Here is a 15051-nt window from a genome sequence, read left to right as displayed (position 1 = left end):
CATTTACTGCTTCATGGATTGAGCGGCCGCGCCCCTTCGATATTCCACTGCCGCTCGATTTCCGACAGCCGCATCCGCAAGCGATCCACCTGCTCGACGAAACGCATCGCGAGCCAGTGCATGCCCTGCGTCGTCGCGTTCTCGTCGTCGGCGGCGTTCGATTGCGGCGCGCCCGACGCATCCATCGCGCGATACAGCAAACCGACGCGCCCGAAGCGCAGCGCGCGCGCCATCTGCAGGAGCTGTCCGCGCACCGCGTATTCGCCCGGCGAGCATGCAATCGCAAACCGGCTGGGCGTTGCGCCCGAGACTTCCGGCATCGACGTCACGAGCATTTCCAGCGCCGCGAGAATCGAGCGATGCAGGCGCTGGATCTCTTCCAGCCGCGCCATCGGCACATCGGTTTCCTTCGCGACCGACTCCATCAGCGCGCGCGCCTGCACGAGCCGCTGGCTCATCGCATACATGCGGCGCGCCGTGTCCTCGGCGACGAGCGGCGTGCCATCCAGTAAAGCGCCGTAGATCCTCGCGCATTCGCGCAGATTGTCCGCGAGACGGTAGCGCCACGAATACGTCGCGTATTGCGGCAGCACGAACGAGAACGCGAGCGCGATCACGACGCCGATCATCACATTGGCCGTGCGCCACAAACCCGTGGAAAGCGGCAAGTCGCCGTGCCCGGAAACGATGACCATCGTGATCGCCGTGAGCAGCGCGACATAGCCCGGCTTGCCGATGGCGTAATACGCGCAGCCGCCCGCGACCAGGCACATCAGCACGAAGAACACCATCTGCGAGCCGGTCAGCGTCTCCGCGAGAATCAGCACGAGGCCGAAGCCCGCGCCGAGCGTCGTGCCGATGGCGCGTTCGGCGGCCTTCTTGCGGATGTTGCCGTAGTGCTGCAGCCCGCCGATCACGACGAGCACCGACACCGTCGCCCAGATGCCGTGCGGCATGTCGACGCCCGTCGTGACGGCGATCGACATTGCCACGGCAAGGCCGACGCGCAGCCCGTGGATCAGGTTCGCGTGCCGGTATCGGAAGTACGGCGACGTGACCCAGTGAACGAGGCGTGAGAGACGGCCGCGCCTGATTGACGTCGATGTCGGAGAAAGCATGGTTCGCTCACACGAAGGCTGTCCAAAAAAACGCCCGCAAAGGCGAGAAGCCTGTTACGGGCGTTTTACCAGCTTTTCGCGCGCCGCGCCGGGCAGGTGCGCGACGGCCGGAATCAGCCTTCCACGATGTCCAGATAATCTTCCGGACGCGTGCGGTCGTCGGAGCGCTTGAGGCCGAGAACGCGCACGAGCACGCTCACGACGATCGAAACGATGAGGTTCGCGATCAGCGCCCACACCGCCGCGTAGCCCGGCACGACGTAGCCGAACAAATGCAGCGGATAGATCGAGCCCTTCAGTTGCAGCGACACGGCCATCCACGTACCGACGCCGATGCCCGTCGCCCAGCCGATCAGCAAGCCGCGATGATCGAGCACGCGCGTATAGAGGCCGAGCACGAGCGCGGGCAGCGTCTGGATGATCCAGATGCCGCCGAGCAGTTGCAACTGGATCGCGTACGTGAGCGGCAGCGCGAGAATGAACACCACCGCGCCGACCTTCACGATCAGCGACACGAGCTTGGCGACGTTGGTCTCCTGCTCCGGCGTCATGTTCGTGTTGACGAACTCGCGATGCACGTTGCGTGTGTACAGGTTCGCCGCCGCGATCGACATGATCGCCGCCGGCACCAGCGCGCCGATGCCGATCGCCGCGAACGCCACGCCCACGAACCACGACGGGAAGTAGTGCAGGAACAGCGCCGGCACGGCGAAGTTCGCGCCGTAGGCCTTGAAGTACTGCGCGTATTCCGGCATGTCCTTCACGCCCGAGGCGAGCGCCATGTAGCCGAGCAGCGCGAGCAGGCCGAGCACGAGCGAGTACGCCGGCAGAAGCGACATGTTGCGGCGGATCGTGTTGCCCGAATTCGACGACAGAATCGCCGTCACCGAGTGCGGGTACAGGAAGAGCGCGAGCGCCGAGCCGACCGCGAGCGTCGCGTACGCGCTGTAGCCGTTCAGGCTCGCGGCATCGGGCGCTTTCAGCAGCAGCTTTTCAGGCGGCACGGTGCTGAAAATATGGCCGAAGCCGCCGAGCTGCGCCGGAATCACGATCATCGCGGCGATGATGGTGACGTAGATCAGCACGTCCTTCACCACGGCGATCATCGCGGGTGCGCGCAGGCCCGACGTGTACGTGTACGCGGCGAGAATCGCGAACGCGATGATGAGCGGCAGATCGCCGACGAAGCCCTGCGTCGAGAAGCCGAGCGCGCCGATCACCACTTCGATGCCGACGAGTTGCAGCGCGATGTACGGCATGGTCGCGACGATGCCCGTCAGCGCGACGGCGAGCGCGAGCATGCGGCTGTTGTAGCGCGCGTGCACGAAGTCGGCGGCGGTCACATAGCCGTGACGCTTCGCGATGCTCCAGAGCTTCGGAAACACGACGAACGCGAATGGATAAATGAGGATCGTGTACGGCAGCGCGAAGAAGCCCGTCGCGCCCGCGCCGAACACGAGCGCCGGCACCGCGACGAACGTGTAGGCGGTATAGAGATCGCCGCCGAGCAGGAACCACGTGACAATGGTCCCGAAGCGGCGTCCGCCGAGGCCCCATTCGTCGAGCTGGGCGAGATCGCCCTTGCGCCAGTGCGCGGCGATGAAGCCGAGAATCGTGACGCCGACGAAGAAGAGGACGAAGACGAAGGTTGCGGTGGTGTTCATCATCGCGCGCCTCCGTTCTTTCGTCCCGAGGGCAGCGCCTTCGTCTTCTTATAGACGACGGCGGTGATGACGGCGCTGATCAGCACCCACAGCAGCTGATACCAGTAGAAGTACGGAAAGCCCCACAGAACGGGCTCGATCTTGTTGTAGAAAGGCACCCAGACCACACCGATCCACGGAAGGATCAGAAGCCACAGCCAATGCTTGTTGCGCGGTTGTCCGGTGCCGGTCGTAGCTTCGTGAGCCATGAACGGTCTCCTCTTGTTTTGTCGTTATTGCGAGCCCGGCGGGATGCCGGTCGTCGGGTAGACATGCCGCTTGAAGCGCCCCGAAATAACAGAGGGAGTATATGGACCGATAAATAGCGCTCAAATCAGGGAGAATCCCGACTATTCAGATTCCGCTGATTTCTCTGCTTGCTTCTGTGATAGCCGCGAAAGGGCCAGAACGCACGTTCCGGCCCGATGCATGTTCGGTCAGATGGAGAACGAACCCGTCGTCGGGATGCCCGCGCTTTCGGCGAGACCCTTCACCCACTTGCGCGCGGGCAGGCCGAGTTGGGCTTCGATGAGCTTCGCGCGCGTTTCGAGCGCGGCGAATGGCACGTCGAGCGCGGGACCGGCGAAGGCGAGCGCGACGCGATTGCCGTCGTGCACTTCGGGCAGCGCGATCACGCGATGATCGAACGCTTCGTTCAGATGCCGCATGTTGCGCACGAAGCTCGGATGATCGCCGAACAAATTGATCGTGACGACGCCCGCCTCGGGCGTGAGACACGCGCGGCACGCACGATAGAACGACACGCTGTCGAGGACGGGGCCGCGCGCGGTGGCGTCGTAGAGATCGATCTGCAATGCGCCGATCGTGCCGTGGTTCGCGCGATCGTTGACGAACTCCCACGCGTCGCGCTCGGTGACGGTGAGGCGCGCGTCGTCATAGGGCAGTTCGAACATCGCGCGCGCGGCGATCACGACCGCGGGGTTCAGTTCGACCGCTTCGACCTTCGCGCGCTTGAGAAAGCGGTAACAGAACTTCGTGAGCGCGGCCGCGCCGAGCCCGAGCTGCACAATGCGCTCGGGCGTTTCGATGAAGAGCAGCCACGCCATCATCTGCTGCGCGTATTCGAGCTCGATGTGATCGGGCTTCTTCAAACGCATCGCGCCTTGCACCCATTCGGTGCCGAAATGCAGATAGCGCACGCCGCCCTCTTCCGAGAACGTCACGGGCGCGAAGCGCGGCTTGCGCGGCGCCTCGATGCGCGGGGCGTTCGCGAGCTCGTCATCGTCGCGATTGCGCTTCGATTTGGCGTTGTCTTTCTTGCGGCCGAACGCGCGGGCTTCGGCCGACGCGCGCTTGATGAGATTCGTCATTGTGTGGTGAGGATGTCGCGCCAGATGCGCAATTTTTGATCGAACGAGAGGATAGCATTGGCCGCGCTCGACGACGGCAGCACGAGCGTCGCGTAGCCTGCCGCTGCAAGGACGGGCGCGAACTTGCCCGAGGTCTTGCCGTTGAAGCAGACCTTGCGCAAGTTCGGGAAGCGCGTGCGGAACACGGCGAAGTCGTTGGGCGATGCGTTGCGGATCGCGGCATCGAGACTGCCTTCGCGTTCGCACGCGGCGAGTACGTCCCATAAGCCGATGCCGTGCTGCTTCACGAGCGCCAGACGTTCGTCGTAGCTCAGTTCGTGCAGCGATTCCCCGATCGCCGCGCCGACGAGCCGCCAGAACTGATTGCGCGGATGCGCGTAATACTGCGTCGCCGCCAGCGATGCGACGCCCGGAAAGCTGCCGAGGATGAGGGTGTGCGTGGCGTCATCGCCGACCGGTTCGAATCCCGCGAGCTTCATTTCGCCTCGCCGTGCGCGACGCGCTTCGCATGCGAGCTCAGATGTTCGAGCGAACGCGCGTGTTCCCAATGGTGCTTTTTCGCGGCTGATACGTCGAGGCGCGTCCAGAGCGCATCGAGCATGCATTCGGTGACCATCAGCGGCGCGCCGTGACGCTTGAACACGGATCGTCTCGCGACGAGCGCATGCGCGCTTTCCCTATGCGCCGATGCCAGCCGATGCAGCGGATGCCGCGCGGTGATCCTTCTGCTGACGAGCGCCGAGCGCGACACGCTGCCATCGCTATAAAGCAGTTCGGCGAGCGGACGCGTGCGCAGACGGCGCATCGATTGCCAGATGCCCGTGCTGTGCGAAAGCGGCACGACGCTATGCGCGACGACGAACGGCGCGCCATCGACCTTGAGCGTGACTTCGCGCGTCCAGACGGGCGTGCGCGGCGTGACATCGAGCGCGCGCCATTCGTCGCGCCACGGCATAGCGACGGCTTCGCGCGTCACTTCGACCGTCACCGCGCCGAGCGTGCGCAGATGCGCGGTCAGCGAGCCGCCGCGCGTGAGCCAGTCCTTTTGAGCGTCGGTGAGCGAGGCAAGCGGGACGACGCGCCAGTGTGCGTCGATGGGATCGTTGGGCGTGAGCATGCGGCGGATTATAGAGGCACCCGCTATTCGGACGTTTCGGCTGGAATTGCTCGCCATCCACGGATATAAGGGGATTGGCCGCGAACACTGCATCACCGAGGCGCGGCGTCCAGACGAAGAATCAATGAAACAAGACTATGACAATCAACAAGAAACAGTCGTCGAAAGCAGTCACCGAGATCGCCGAAAAGACATTGCATGATCCGCACGCATCGAAGATTGCGAAGAGCTTCGCGGGATCGGTTCTCGCGCAGCGCCACACGAACAAACAGACCGGCGCGGCAATGGAACACAAGGCATCGGAAGCATTGAGAAGCCCGAAGTATTCGGAAGAGACCCGAAGGATGGCGGCATCGCTCATCGCTCAGTCGAACAAGGAACGCAAGAGCAAGTAAAAAACGCGCCGCCGGTTCCCCGGCGGCGCGTTCATTCAAATCACCTGCAAAGACTTACCGCGCAAGCAACAACGCGTTCGTGCGCTTCACGAAGCTCGCCGGGTCCTCCAGCGCGCCGCCTTCGGCCAGCAACGCCTGATCGAACAGCAGATGACACCAGTCGACGAAATTGGCGTTATCCGCATTCAACGACTTCACCAGCGGATGCTCAGGATTCACTTCGAGAATCGGTTCCGCTTGCGGCGCGTTCTGCCCCGCTGCCTTCAGCATGCGTTGCAGATAACCGCTCATGTCGCCTTCATCCGCGACGAGACAGCTCGGCGAATCGGTGAGACGGAACGTGAGGCGCACGTCCTTCGCCTTGCCTTCGAGCGCTTCCTTCATCTTCTCGACGAGCGGCTTCATTTCCTCGCCGACCTTCTCTTGCTGCTGCTTTTCCTCGTCGTCGAGCGCGCCGAGATCGAGGTCGCCGCGCGCGACGCTCTGCAGCGGCTTGCCATCGAACTCATTGAGGAACGACAGCATCCACTCGTCGACGCGGTCCGTCAGCAGCAGCACTTCGACGCCCTTCTTGCGGAACACTTCGAGATGCGGGCTGTTCTTCGCGGCCTGCCAGCTATCGGCGGTGACGTAATAGATCTTCGTCTGCTCGGGCTTCATGCGCGCAACGTAGTCCGCGAGCGACACGTTCTGCTCGTTGCTGTCGTTGTGCGTCGATGCGAAACGCACCAGCTTCGCGATGCGCTCGCGATTGCTGAAGTCCTCGCCGATGCCTTCCTTCAGCACTTGCCCGAACTCGTTCCAGAACGTGGCGTACTTCTGCTTGTCGGCGTCTTCGGTGGCTTCGGCCGAAGACGTCGCGAGCTCTTCGAGCATCGACAGCACGCGCTTGGTCACGCCTTCGCGAATCGCCCTCACGTCGCGGCTTTCCTGCAGGATTTCGCGCGATACGTTGAGCGGCAGATCGGCGGAATCGACGACGCCCTTCACGAAACGCAGATACGCGGGCAGCAGTTGCTCGGCGTCATCCATGATGAACACGCGCTTCACGTAGAGCTTCAGTCCGCCGCGATGCTCGCGGTTCCACAGATCGAACGGCGCGTGCTTCGGTACGTACAGCAGTTGCGTGTACTCGCTGCGGCCTTCGACGCGGTTATGCGTCCACGCGAGCGGCTCGTCGTGATCGTGCGAAACGTGCTGATAAAACTGCTTGTACTGCTCGTCCGTGATGTCGTTCTTCGGACGCGTCCAGAGCGCGCTCGCCTGGTTGACGGTCTCATCCTCGTCCTTCGTGACCATCTCGCTCTTTTCGGCGTCCCACTCTTCCTTCTTCATCAGGATGGGCAGCGCGACGTGATCCGAATACTTCTGGATGATCGACTTCAGACGATGCGTCGACAGGAACTCGTCCTCGTCCGCGCGCAGATGCAGCGTGATGGTCGTGCCGCGTTGCGCGCGCTCGATGTCCTCGACTTCGAAATCGCCCTCGCCCGCGCTCGTCCAGCGCACGCCCTCGTTCGCCGCGAGACCGGCGCGGCGCGTCTCGACCGTGATCTTGTCCGCGACGATGAAACCCGAATAGAAGCCGACGCCGAACTGCCCGATGAGCGCCGCGTCCTTCTGCTGGTCGCCGGAGAGCTTCGAGAAGAATTCCTTGGTGCCCGAACGTGCGATCGTGCCGAGATGCGAAATCGCTTCGTCGCGGCTCATGCCGATGCCGTTGTCGTCGATGGTGACCGTGCGCGCGGCTTTATCGAACGACACGCGGATGCGCAGATCCGGATCGTTCTCGTAGAGCGCGCTGTTCTCGATGGCTTCGAAGCGCAGCTTGTCCGCGGCATCGGATGCGTTGGAAATCAGCTCGCGCAGGAAAATTTCCTTGTTGCTGTAGAGCGAATGGATCATCAGATGCAGAAGCTGCTTCACTTCTGCCTGAAAGCTCATGGTTTCTTGCGCCATGTCGGTTCCTCTTTGATTTCGTTGATGCGGATGCGTTGGCCGTGTTGGCCGAATTCGTCCGATATAAGGGCGCGCCGCTCGATTTCAAGAGCGACGTGCACGCCGTTATGATGCCTGCATGCACCGCACCGCCCGCGCACTCACACCCGGCGAGATCGACATCGCCCGTTCGATCTTCCGCGACGCCATCGACTATTCGCGGGTGCGCGTGCACGCGCGCGCCTATCTGCCGTTCGGCCTGCAGCCGCGCCGCACGGCGATGGCGCCGAACGGCAACCTCTATTTTCCGCGCGGATGTTTTCAGGACGACTTCTCCGCCTGCGACATCGCCGACCGCATGTGGTTCATCCACGAGATGACGCATGTCTGGCAATTCCAGCTCGGCTATCCGGTGCGGCTGCGCGGCGCGATTCGCATCGGCCTGCGGTATGCGTACACGCTCGCCGATGACAAGCGCCTCTGCGATTACAACATGGAAGCGCAAGGCAACCTGCTCGCGGATTATTTCGCGCTCAAGTTCTGCGACGGGCAAAACCGCCTTTACGAGCATCGCTACCGGCATACGCCCGGCGCGCTCGCGCTCTATGAGACCGTGCTCGCGGAGTTCATCCGCGCGCCCGCCGCGCGCCGCAATCTGCCAAGGCTTGCCGGACGGCGCCGCTAGGCGCTGCGCCGCGCGGCCTTTTCCAGATAGTTCGACAGCAAGGCGGGCAACGCCGGATCGCCGCAATTGGCGATGTTGAAGCGCATCCACGTCGTCGGAGACTGATGCGGCGAAAACAGGCTGCCGGGCGTCAGCAGAAAACCGGCTTCGTGTCCGGCTGCCGCGAGTCCATCGGAATCGATGCCCGCGTCCGCCCACAGGAACATGCCTGCCGCAGCGGGCGGCGCGAAAAGTCTGAGGCCGGTTTTTTCCAGCATGCGCGCGGTCTTGTCGCGCACGCCGTCGAGCCGGGCCCGCAGCCGCTCGACGTGACGCCGGTAATGCCCTTCCGTCAACACCTTGTAGACGACGCGCTCGTTGAGCTCGGGACTCGTCATGCCGACGAGCATCTTCTGATCCGCGAGCGCTTTCGCGACTTCCGGCGCCGCCGCGATATACCCGACGCGCAGATTCGCCGCGAGCGTCTTCGAAAAGCTGCCGAGGAAGATCACGCGCTTCAACTGATCGAGCGATGCGAGGCGCGTCGCGGGAAAGCCAGCGGGACACAGATCGCCGTAGACATCGTCCTCGACGACGATGAAGTCGTATTCCTGCGCGAGTTGCAGGATGCGGTACGCCTGCGCCGCCGTCAGCGACGTGCCGGTCGGATTCTGCAGCACCGAATTGATGATGAGCATCTTCGGCCGCCAGGTCGCGACGAGCGTCTCCAGCGCATCGAGATCGGGGCCGTCGGGCGTGTACGGCATGCCGACGAGCCGCGCGCCTTGCGAAGCGAAGCGGCCGAACATCTGAAACCACGCCGGATCGCCGACGATCACGGCATCGCCCGGCTTCACATAAAGGCGAGAAATGAGATCGATCGCCTGCGTGATGCCCGACACGAGCACGATCTGCCGCGCCGCCGACGCGCCGATCTCCAGTTCCTCGAGCCGCGTCTGCAACTGCTGGCGCAGCGGCAAAAAGCCTTGCGGCGTGCCGAAGCCCAGCATCTGCGCCCCGCTCTGGCGCGACAGCGAGCGCAGCGCGTTGGTGATCAATTCGCCGTCGAGCCAGCGGCCCGGCAAATAGCCGAGCCCCGGCCCTTTTTCAGGACTGGACGTATGCAGCATGTTGCGCAGCAGCCAGACCACGTCGATGGTGTTCTGCACCGGCTCGCGATCCGCCGCGACGGCGGGCGTCTCGCCCTTCGCGACGAGCGTCGGCGCGATGCGCTCGCGCACGTAAAAACCGGAGCCGCGCCGCGAATCGAGATAGCCGTGCGCGACGAGCCGCTCGTACGCCTCGACCACGGTAAAGCGCGACACGCCTTTATCCAGCGCGAGTTTGCGGATCGACGGCATCCGCATGCCCGGACGAAATACGCGCTCGTCGATGCGCCTGCGCCCCCATTGCACCAGTTGATCGACGAGCGTGAGCTGCGCGGCGTCGTGCGGGGCGGGAATCTGATCGAGCGGAACGGACATGCGGGCCTCCGGTCTGCGGCGCGCAGCGTGACTGGGCCGTCAAAAAGTGTACCGAATAGTATGGGGCCGATTGTACCGTTACTGTTCCGGTGCAAGCGGCTACATTTTGCTTTCGGGCTGCGCGTCGCGTGCGAACGAAGCGCTATGCTATCGGCCCTTTTTATCGCTTTGCCCGTCATGACCGACCATCGACTGAAACTCGATCACCTCGTGATCGCCGCACGCACGCTGGAAGAAGGCGCGCAGTTCGTCGCCGCGAAATTCGGCGTGGAAACCGCGCCCGGCGGCGCGCATCCGCTGATGGGCACGCATAACCGGCTGCTGAATCTGTGGGGCGGCGCGTATCTCGAAGTGATCGCGATCGATCCGGCGGCGAATGCCGAAGCAGCGCGGCCACGCCTTTTCGCACTCGACGATCCGTCGATGCAGCGCCGCCTCGACGAGCACGGACCGCAGCTCGTGCACTGGGTCGCGCGCGTGGACCGGCCGAAGTCGCTCGCGCGCTGGCGCGAGCAGTATCCGGAACGCATCGCGCCCGTCGCGGCGATGTCGCGCGCAGGCAATACCTGGGGCCTGACCGTTCCCGACGACGGCGCGTTCCCCGCGTGGCAGGGCGCCGGCGATGGCGTGCTGCCGTCGCTGATTCAGTGGGACACGCCGCGTCATCCGAGCGGCGCGCTGCCGGAAACCGGCATCGCGCTGCGTTCGCTGACGGGGTTTCATCCGCGCGCGCGGGCCGTGGCGGAGCAGCTCGCGTGGCTCGGCGCGGCGCATCTGATGCGCGTCGAGGAGACGGCGGGCGCGCCGGTGCTCGTCGCGCAGTTCGATCTGCCCGATGGCACGACGCTCACGCTCGGCGAATCGGCGGAACAGGCCGAGGCGCGGGCGGCATCGAAGCCACGTCGCCCGAAGAAAACGGAATCACCCGACATGACCGACCACGGAGACACCGCACAATGAAGACCCGCGAAACCGAAGGCATGCTGCTCGGCCTGATCGGCGTCGTCATTTTCAGCCTGACGCTGCCGATGACGCGCATCGTCGTCGCGGAAGTCAATCCGATCCTGAACGGCCTCGGACGCGCGCTCGTCGCGGCCATTCCCGCCGCCGCGCTGCTTTTGTGGCGTCGCGAAAAGCTGCCGACGTGGCCGCAGGTCAAGAGCCTCGCGGTGGTCGCGCTGGGCGTCATCATCGCGTTTCCGGTGTTTTCCGCGTGGGCGATGAAAACCGTGCCCGCGTCGCACGGCGCGGTCGTGAACGGCCTGCAGCCGCTGTGCGTCGCCATCTATGCCGCGTGGCTCTCGCACGAGCGGCCGTCGAAGGCGTTCTGGGCGAGCGCGATCGCGGGCAGCGGGATCGTCGTCGCGTTCGCGTTGCAGGCGGGCGGCGGCGGGCTGCAGGCCGGCGACCTGCTGATGCTCGTCGCGGTCGGCATCGGCGCGCTCGGTTATGCGGAAGGCGCGCGGCTCGCGCGTCAGATGGGCGGCTGGCAGGTCATCTGCTGGGCGCTCGTGCTCTCGGCGCCGTTCCTGCTGCTGCCGGTCGGCTGGCTCGCGTGGGCGCAACTGTTCGGCAGCCACGCGACGCATCCCGAACCGCTCGCTCTCAAGACCTGGCTCGCGTTCGGCTACGTGACGCTGTTCTCGCAGTTCATCGGCTTCTTCGCGTGGTACGCCGGACTCGCGATGGGCGGCATCGCGCGCGTCGGGCAAGTGCAACTGCTGCAGATCTTCTTCACGATGGCGTTCTCGGCGCTCTTCTTCGGCGAGCACGTAAGCGGGTCGACGTGGCTGTACGCGGCCGCCGTCATCGTGACGGTCGTGCTCGGGCGCAAGTCCGCCGTGCGCGCCGCGCCGCAGCCGGCCGTGGTCGCTGCCGGCACGACGCACGTAAGATGACGCCTTCGCGCGATAATCGACGTTTGCGGTACGTTCCGCGATAAGAAATCACCCCAGAGACAATCGAGGCATTTCATGAATCAAGCCGATCTCCGCGCCACGCCGTGGCAACTCTCCGAACGTGCTCGCAAGCTCACCAGTTCGGCGATTCGCGAAATCCTGAAGGTCACGGAGCGGCCGGAAGTCATTTCGTTCGCGGGCGGCCTGCCCTCGCCGGCGACGTTCCCCGTCGAGGAAATGCGACACGCCTCCGAACGCATCCTGCGCGACCAGCCCGCCGCCGCGCTCCAGTACAGCGCGACCGAAGGCTACATGCCGCTGCGCGAGTGGATCGCGAAGCGGTATTCGGTGAACGGCGCGCATATCCGTCCGACGCAGGTGCTCATCACGACGGGCTCGCAGCAGGCGCTCGACCTGCTCGGCAAGACGCTCGTCGATCCGGGCAGCCGCGTGCTCGTCGAGACGCCGACGTATCTCGGCGCGCTGCAGTCGTTCTCGCTATTCGAGCCGCACTACGTGCAGGTGCCGACCGATGAATCGGGCCTGATCCCCGAAGCGCTTGACGCCACGCTCACCGCGAACGCGCGCCTGCTCTACGCGCAGCCGAATTTCCAGAACCCGACCGGCCGCCGCCTGCCGCTCGAACGCCGCCGCGCGCTCGCCGCGCTGGCTCAAAATGCGTCGTTCCCGGTGATCGAGGACGATCCCTACGGCGCGCTGGACTACGCGGGCGCGCCGCTGCCCACGATGCTGTCGATGGCGCCCGATCACATCGTGCATCTCGGCTCGTTCTCGAAAGTGCTGGCGCCGGGCCTGCGCGTGGGCTACATCATCGCGCCCGAGGAGTTGCACTTCAAACTCGTGCAGGCCAAGCAGGCGACCGACCTGCACACGCCGAGCCTCACGCAGCGCATCGTTTATGAAGTGGTGAAAGACGGCTTCCTCGACACGCACGTTCCCAAGATCCGCGCGCTCTATCGCGATCAATGCAACGCGATGCTCGACGCACTGGAACGCCACATGCCCGCGGGCGTCGAATGGAACCGGCCGGAAGGCGGCATGTTCGTGTGGGTGAAGCTGCCGCAACACATCGATTCGATGAAGCTGCTCGAACAGGCGATCGCGCAGAATGTGGCCTTCGTGCCGGGCGGCCCGTTCTTCGCCAACGAAGCCGAACACAACACCATGCGTCTTTCGTTCGTGACGGTGCCGCCCGCCACGATCGACGAAGGCGTCGCGAAGCTCGGCGCGCTGATCCGCGCGAGCATCTGATTTCAACGTTTAGAGGAGCAACCGATGGCATCGAACGTGTACGACAAGCTGAAGGAACTCGGCATCGACCTGCCCGTCGCGGGCGCGCCCGCCGCCGCTTACGTGATGAGCGCGCAGAGCGGCAACACGGTGTATCTCTCCGGACACATCGCGAAGAAGGACGGCAAGGTCCACGTCGGCAAGCTCGGCGACAACATCACGACGGAAGAAGGCAAGGCGGCGGCGCGCAGCGTCGCCATCGACCTGATCGCGACGCTGCACGCGCACGTCGGCGATCTGAACAAGGTCAAGCGCATCGTCAAGGTGATGAGCCTCGTCAACTCGACCTTCGATTTCACCGAGCAGCACATCGTCACGAACGGCGCGTCCGAGCTGATCGCGGAAATCTTCGGCGATGCCGGCAAGCACGCGCGCTCGGCGTTCGGCGTCGCGCAGATTCCGCTCGGCGCGTGCGTCGAGATCGAGCTGATCGCGGAAGTCGCGTAAGGCGCGCTTTCGCTTCTGCATCGAGGCGACGCAAACACCTGCGCCAATGACAACGCCCCGTCTCCGGACCGCGAGAACGGGGCGTGCGTCACGTCACTTCATGTGAGTCTTACTTTGCCGGACGGCCGAAGCTCTGGAACTCGAGGTCCAGCCCCATCGGGCGCACCACGGCGACGCGGAAGGTCAGCGAATCGTATGCCGCGGCGGAGACGCCCTTCAGATCGGTGCTGATCGTTGCATTCGGACCCGACCACGTCAAACGTGCTGCATCCGCGACCGACAGATAACCGCCACCGGCCGGATTGGCCACCGCATCGGCTCCCAAGGTCGCATAGACGGGATTACCGTTCCTGTCGGTGATTGCCTTGCCGTTGCCGTCAAGCGTCGGGGTGTTGTCGAGCGCACTCGTGACAAGCACGCCGAGTTGATAGTCGATCGCCAGCGAGATCGCGTACTTCGCATTGTCGACCGTCGAAGGTGAAACGCCGACGAAGCGGCTTGCCGCCGCATTGGTCGCTCGCGCCCGGCGCCAGACCGCAACGTGAAGCGCGGACCGCGGCCTCTCACAGACCGCGCCGGAGTGTATTGGGGGCAGAATGGCCCTTCCATCGAACTCATTCGAAAACCATGTCCTCACGCACCGTCCAGTTCAAGCAGGTCGATGTCTTCACAGCCGTTCCATTCAAGGGCAATCCGCTCGCGGTGATCTTCGACGCCGAAGGCCTCACGGCCGAGCGCATGCAGGAAATCGCCCGCTGGACGAATTTGTCGGAGACTGCGTTTCTCCTGCCGCCGACCGATCCGCGCGCCGACTACCGCGTACGCATCTTCACGACGGCAGTTGAACTGCCGTTCGCCGGACATCCGACGCTCGGCAGCGCGCACGCGCTCATCGATGCCGGTTACACGCCGAAGACGCCCGGCCGGCTCGTGCAGGAATGCGGCGTCGGACTCGTGGAGCTCGCGCAACGCGGCGATGCCAATGGCGATGCCGATGGCGGCGAGTGGGCGTTCGCCGCGCCGCCCGCCACCATCGCGCCGCTTTCAGATGCGCAGTGCGAGCGCCTCGCCGCCGCACTCGCACCCGCCGTAATCGATTTCAGTTCGCCGCCCGCCGCCTTGGACAACGGCGTGCCGTGGCTCGTCGTGCGCGTGAAGGACGCGGCGCAGTGTTTCGCGACGTCGCTGCAAGGCGCGGCGCGCGAATCGCTCGCGGCGCTCGTCGCCGAGGTCGGCACGCACGGCATCGCCATGTATGGGCCGCACGAAGCCGGCGGACCCGCGACGTTCGAATTGCGCGTGATTCTGCTCGGCGCGGAGAACATCGAAGATCCGGTGACGGGCAGCGCGAACGCGGCGCTCGCGACGCTGCTGCGCGCGCGGGACCAGCGGCCCGGCCAGCGTTTCACGGTGAGACAGGGCACGGCGCTCGGCCGCGATGGCCGCGTCAGCATCGAATACGACGATGGGGCGGACGGCGCACCGATCTGGATCGGCGGCGCCTCGGTAACTGTGATCGACGGCACATTCCGCATCTGAAACAATGACCTACGCGCTGCCCGACGCCGCGCGTATACCCCCAAGCGCGGCCCCTTTCTTAATCCCGGCGGCTTCGTTAATATCTGAACAATCGGGGATCGGAACG

16 protein-coding genes are annotated in these 15051 nt (G+C 64.6%); 7 read left to right on the top strand and 9 right to left on the bottom strand.

Annotation, left to right across the window (positions count from 1 at the left end):
- Window positions 1-11: 11 nt before the first annotated feature.
- From QCE49_RS04030 to QCE49_RS04005, 6 genes are all read right to left on the bottom strand, one after another.
- Window positions 12-1118, bottom strand: coding sequence for an FUSC family protein (locus QCE49_RS04030; RefSeq protein ID WP_008350705.1), 1107 nt, complete (start codon window positions 1116-1118; stop codon window positions 12-14).
- A 113-nt stretch (window positions 1119-1231) separates the two neighbouring features.
- Window positions 1232-2782, bottom strand: coding sequence for a monocarboxylate uptake permease MctP (gene mctP / locus QCE49_RS04025; RefSeq protein ID WP_008350706.1), 1551 nt, complete (start codon window positions 2780-2782; stop codon window positions 1232-1234).
- A complete protein-coding gene (locus QCE49_RS04020) occupies window positions 2782-3030 on the bottom strand; it encodes a DUF3311 domain-containing protein (RefSeq protein WP_008350708.1) in 249 nt (82 codons plus the stop codon). Before QCE49_RS04020 ends, mctP begins: the two co-directional genes overlap by 1 nt.
- Before the next feature lie 228 nt (window positions 3031-3258).
- On the bottom strand, window positions 3259-4152 hold the full coding sequence (locus QCE49_RS04015; RefSeq protein ID WP_175981856.1) for a spermidine synthase: 894 nt from the start codon (window positions 4150-4152) through the stop codon (window positions 3259-3261).
- Entirely contained in the window at window positions 4149-4631 is a 483-nt protein-coding gene (locus QCE49_RS04010) for a DNA-deoxyinosine glycosylase (protein WP_250456504.1), read from the bottom strand. The genes QCE49_RS04015 and QCE49_RS04010 overlap by 4 nt, the downstream gene beginning before the upstream one ends.
- Window positions 4628-5269 carry a chorismate lyase gene (locus QCE49_RS04005; protein ID WP_250456505.1) on the bottom strand — a complete coding sequence of 214 codons (642 nt, stop codon included), beginning with the start codon at window positions 5267-5269 and terminating at the stop codon, window positions 4628-4630. Before QCE49_RS04005 ends, QCE49_RS04010 begins: the two co-directional genes overlap by 4 nt.
- A 137-nt stretch (window positions 5270-5406) precedes the next feature.
- Between QCE49_RS04005 and QCE49_RS04000 the strand changes: the two genes are divergently transcribed.
- Window positions 5407-5664: a hypothetical protein gene (locus tag QCE49_RS04000; RefSeq protein ID WP_008350714.1), complete on the top strand. Its 258-nt coding sequence runs from the start codon at window positions 5407-5409 to the stop codon at window positions 5662-5664.
- 54 nt (window positions 5665-5718) lie between these two features.
- Here the strand turns inward: QCE49_RS04000 and htpG are convergent, their stop codons facing one another.
- Window positions 5719-7623: a molecular chaperone HtpG gene (gene htpG / locus QCE49_RS03995; protein ID WP_008350715.1), complete on the bottom strand. Its 1905-nt coding sequence runs from the start codon at window positions 7621-7623 to the stop codon at window positions 5719-5721.
- A gap of 118 nt (window positions 7624-7741) precedes the next feature.
- Between htpG and QCE49_RS03990 the strand changes: the two genes are divergently transcribed.
- Window positions 7742-8287 (top strand): hypothetical protein, encoded by a 546-nt coding sequence (locus tag QCE49_RS03990; RefSeq protein ID WP_034471272.1) that lies wholly within the window; start codon window positions 7742-7744, stop codon window positions 8285-8287.
- Here the strand turns inward: QCE49_RS03990 and QCE49_RS03985 are convergent.
- Window positions 8284-9750: a PLP-dependent aminotransferase family protein gene (locus tag QCE49_RS03985; protein ID WP_034471274.1), complete on the bottom strand. Its 1467-nt coding sequence runs from the start codon at window positions 9748-9750 to the stop codon at window positions 8284-8286. The genes QCE49_RS03990 and QCE49_RS03985 overlap by 4 nt on opposite strands.
- Before the next feature lie 177 nt (window positions 9751-9927).
- Here QCE49_RS03985 and QCE49_RS03980 point away from each other — a divergent pair, with 177 nt between their 5' ends.
- The 4 genes from QCE49_RS03980 to QCE49_RS03965 all read left to right on the top strand — a co-directional run bounded on the left by QCE49_RS03980 (window position 9928) and on the right by QCE49_RS03965 (window position 13406).
- A complete protein-coding gene (locus tag QCE49_RS03980; protein WP_051079033.1) occupies window positions 9928-10710 on the top strand; it encodes a VOC family protein in 783 nt (260 codons plus the stop codon).
- A complete protein-coding gene (locus QCE49_RS03975) occupies window positions 10707-11648 on the top strand; it encodes a DMT family transporter (RefSeq protein WP_250456506.1) in 942 nt (313 codons plus the stop codon). Before QCE49_RS03980 ends, QCE49_RS03975 begins: the two co-directional genes overlap by 4 nt.
- A gap of 75 nt (window positions 11649-11723) precedes the next feature.
- Window positions 11724-12920 (top strand): PLP-dependent aminotransferase family protein, encoded by a 1197-nt coding sequence (locus tag QCE49_RS03970; RefSeq protein ID WP_250456507.1) that lies wholly within the window; start codon window positions 11724-11726, stop codon window positions 12918-12920.
- 24 nt (window positions 12921-12944) lie between these two features.
- Window positions 12945-13406 carry a RidA family protein gene (locus QCE49_RS03965; RefSeq protein ID WP_008350722.1) on the top strand — a complete coding sequence of 154 codons (462 nt, stop codon included), beginning with the start codon at window positions 12945-12947 and terminating at the stop codon, window positions 13404-13406.
- Window positions 13407-13515: 109 nt separating this feature from the next.
- On the opposite strand, the gene QCE49_RS03960 is transcribed toward QCE49_RS03965, so the two are convergent.
- Window positions 13516-14043: a hypothetical protein gene (locus QCE49_RS03960; protein ID WP_250456508.1), complete on the bottom strand. Its 528-nt coding sequence runs from the start codon at window positions 14041-14043 to the stop codon at window positions 13516-13518.
- On the opposite strand from QCE49_RS03960, the gene QCE49_RS03955 reads away from it, so the two are divergent.
- On the top strand, window positions 14034-14945 hold the full coding sequence (locus tag QCE49_RS03955; protein ID WP_250456509.1) for a PhzF family phenazine biosynthesis protein: 912 nt from the start codon (window positions 14034-14036) through the stop codon (window positions 14943-14945). The genes QCE49_RS03960 and QCE49_RS03955 overlap by 10 nt on opposite strands.
- The last annotated feature ends 106 nt before the right edge of the window (window positions 14946-15051 follow it).

Source organism: Caballeronia sp. LZ008 (assembly GCF_031451435.1).
Taxonomy (GTDB): domain Bacteria; phylum Pseudomonadota; class Gammaproteobacteria; order Burkholderiales; family Burkholderiaceae; genus Caballeronia; species Caballeronia zhejiangensis.
This window is presented reverse-complemented; position numbering and strand designations above follow the sequence as displayed.

Coding starts and splice junctions, on each gene's coding strand:
- QCE49_RS04030 (WP_008350705.1), bottom strand. CDS start 1,118: ATGCTTTCTCCGACATCGACGTCAATCAGGCGCGGCCGTCTCTCACGC.
- mctP (WP_008350706.1), bottom strand. CDS start 2,782: ATGAACACCACCGCAACCTTCGTCTTCGTCCTCTTCTTCGTCGGCGTC.
- QCE49_RS04020 (WP_008350708.1), bottom strand. CDS start 3,030: ATGGCTCACGAAGCTACGACCGGCACCGGACAACCGCGCAACAAGCAT.
- QCE49_RS04015 (WP_175981856.1), bottom strand. CDS start 4,152: ATGACGAATCTCATCAAGCGCGCGTCGGCCGAAGCCCGCGCGTTCGGC.
- QCE49_RS04010 (WP_250456504.1), bottom strand. CDS start 4,631: ATGAAGCTCGCGGGATTCGAACCGGTCGGCGATGACGCCACGCACACC.
- QCE49_RS04005 (WP_250456505.1), bottom strand. CDS start 5,269: ATGCTCACGCCCAACGATCCCATCGACGCACACTGGCGCGTCGTCCCG.
- QCE49_RS04000 (WP_008350714.1), top strand. CDS start 5,407: ATGACAATCAACAAGAAACAGTCGTCGAAAGCAGTCACCGAGATCGCC.
- htpG (WP_008350715.1), bottom strand. CDS start 7,623: ATGGCGCAAGAAACCATGAGCTTTCAGGCAGAAGTGAAGCAGCTTCTG.
- QCE49_RS03990 (WP_034471272.1), top strand. CDS start 7,742: ATGCACCGCACCGCCCGCGCACTCACACCCGGCGAGATCGACATCGCC.
- QCE49_RS03985 (WP_034471274.1), bottom strand. CDS start 9,750: ATGTCCGTTCCGCTCGATCAGATTCCCGCCCCGCACGACGCCGCGCAG.
- QCE49_RS03980 (WP_051079033.1), top strand. CDS start 9,928: ATGACCGACCATCGACTGAAACTCGATCACCTCGTGATCGCCGCACGC.
- QCE49_RS03975 (WP_250456506.1), top strand. CDS start 10,707: ATGAAGACCCGCGAAACCGAAGGCATGCTGCTCGGCCTGATCGGCGTC.
- QCE49_RS03970 (WP_250456507.1), top strand. CDS start 11,724: ATGAATCAAGCCGATCTCCGCGCCACGCCGTGGCAACTCTCCGAACGT.
- QCE49_RS03965 (WP_008350722.1), top strand. CDS start 12,945: ATGGCATCGAACGTGTACGACAAGCTGAAGGAACTCGGCATCGACCTG.
- QCE49_RS03955 (WP_250456509.1), top strand. CDS start 14,034: ATGTCCTCACGCACCGTCCAGTTCAAGCAGGTCGATGTCTTCACAGCC.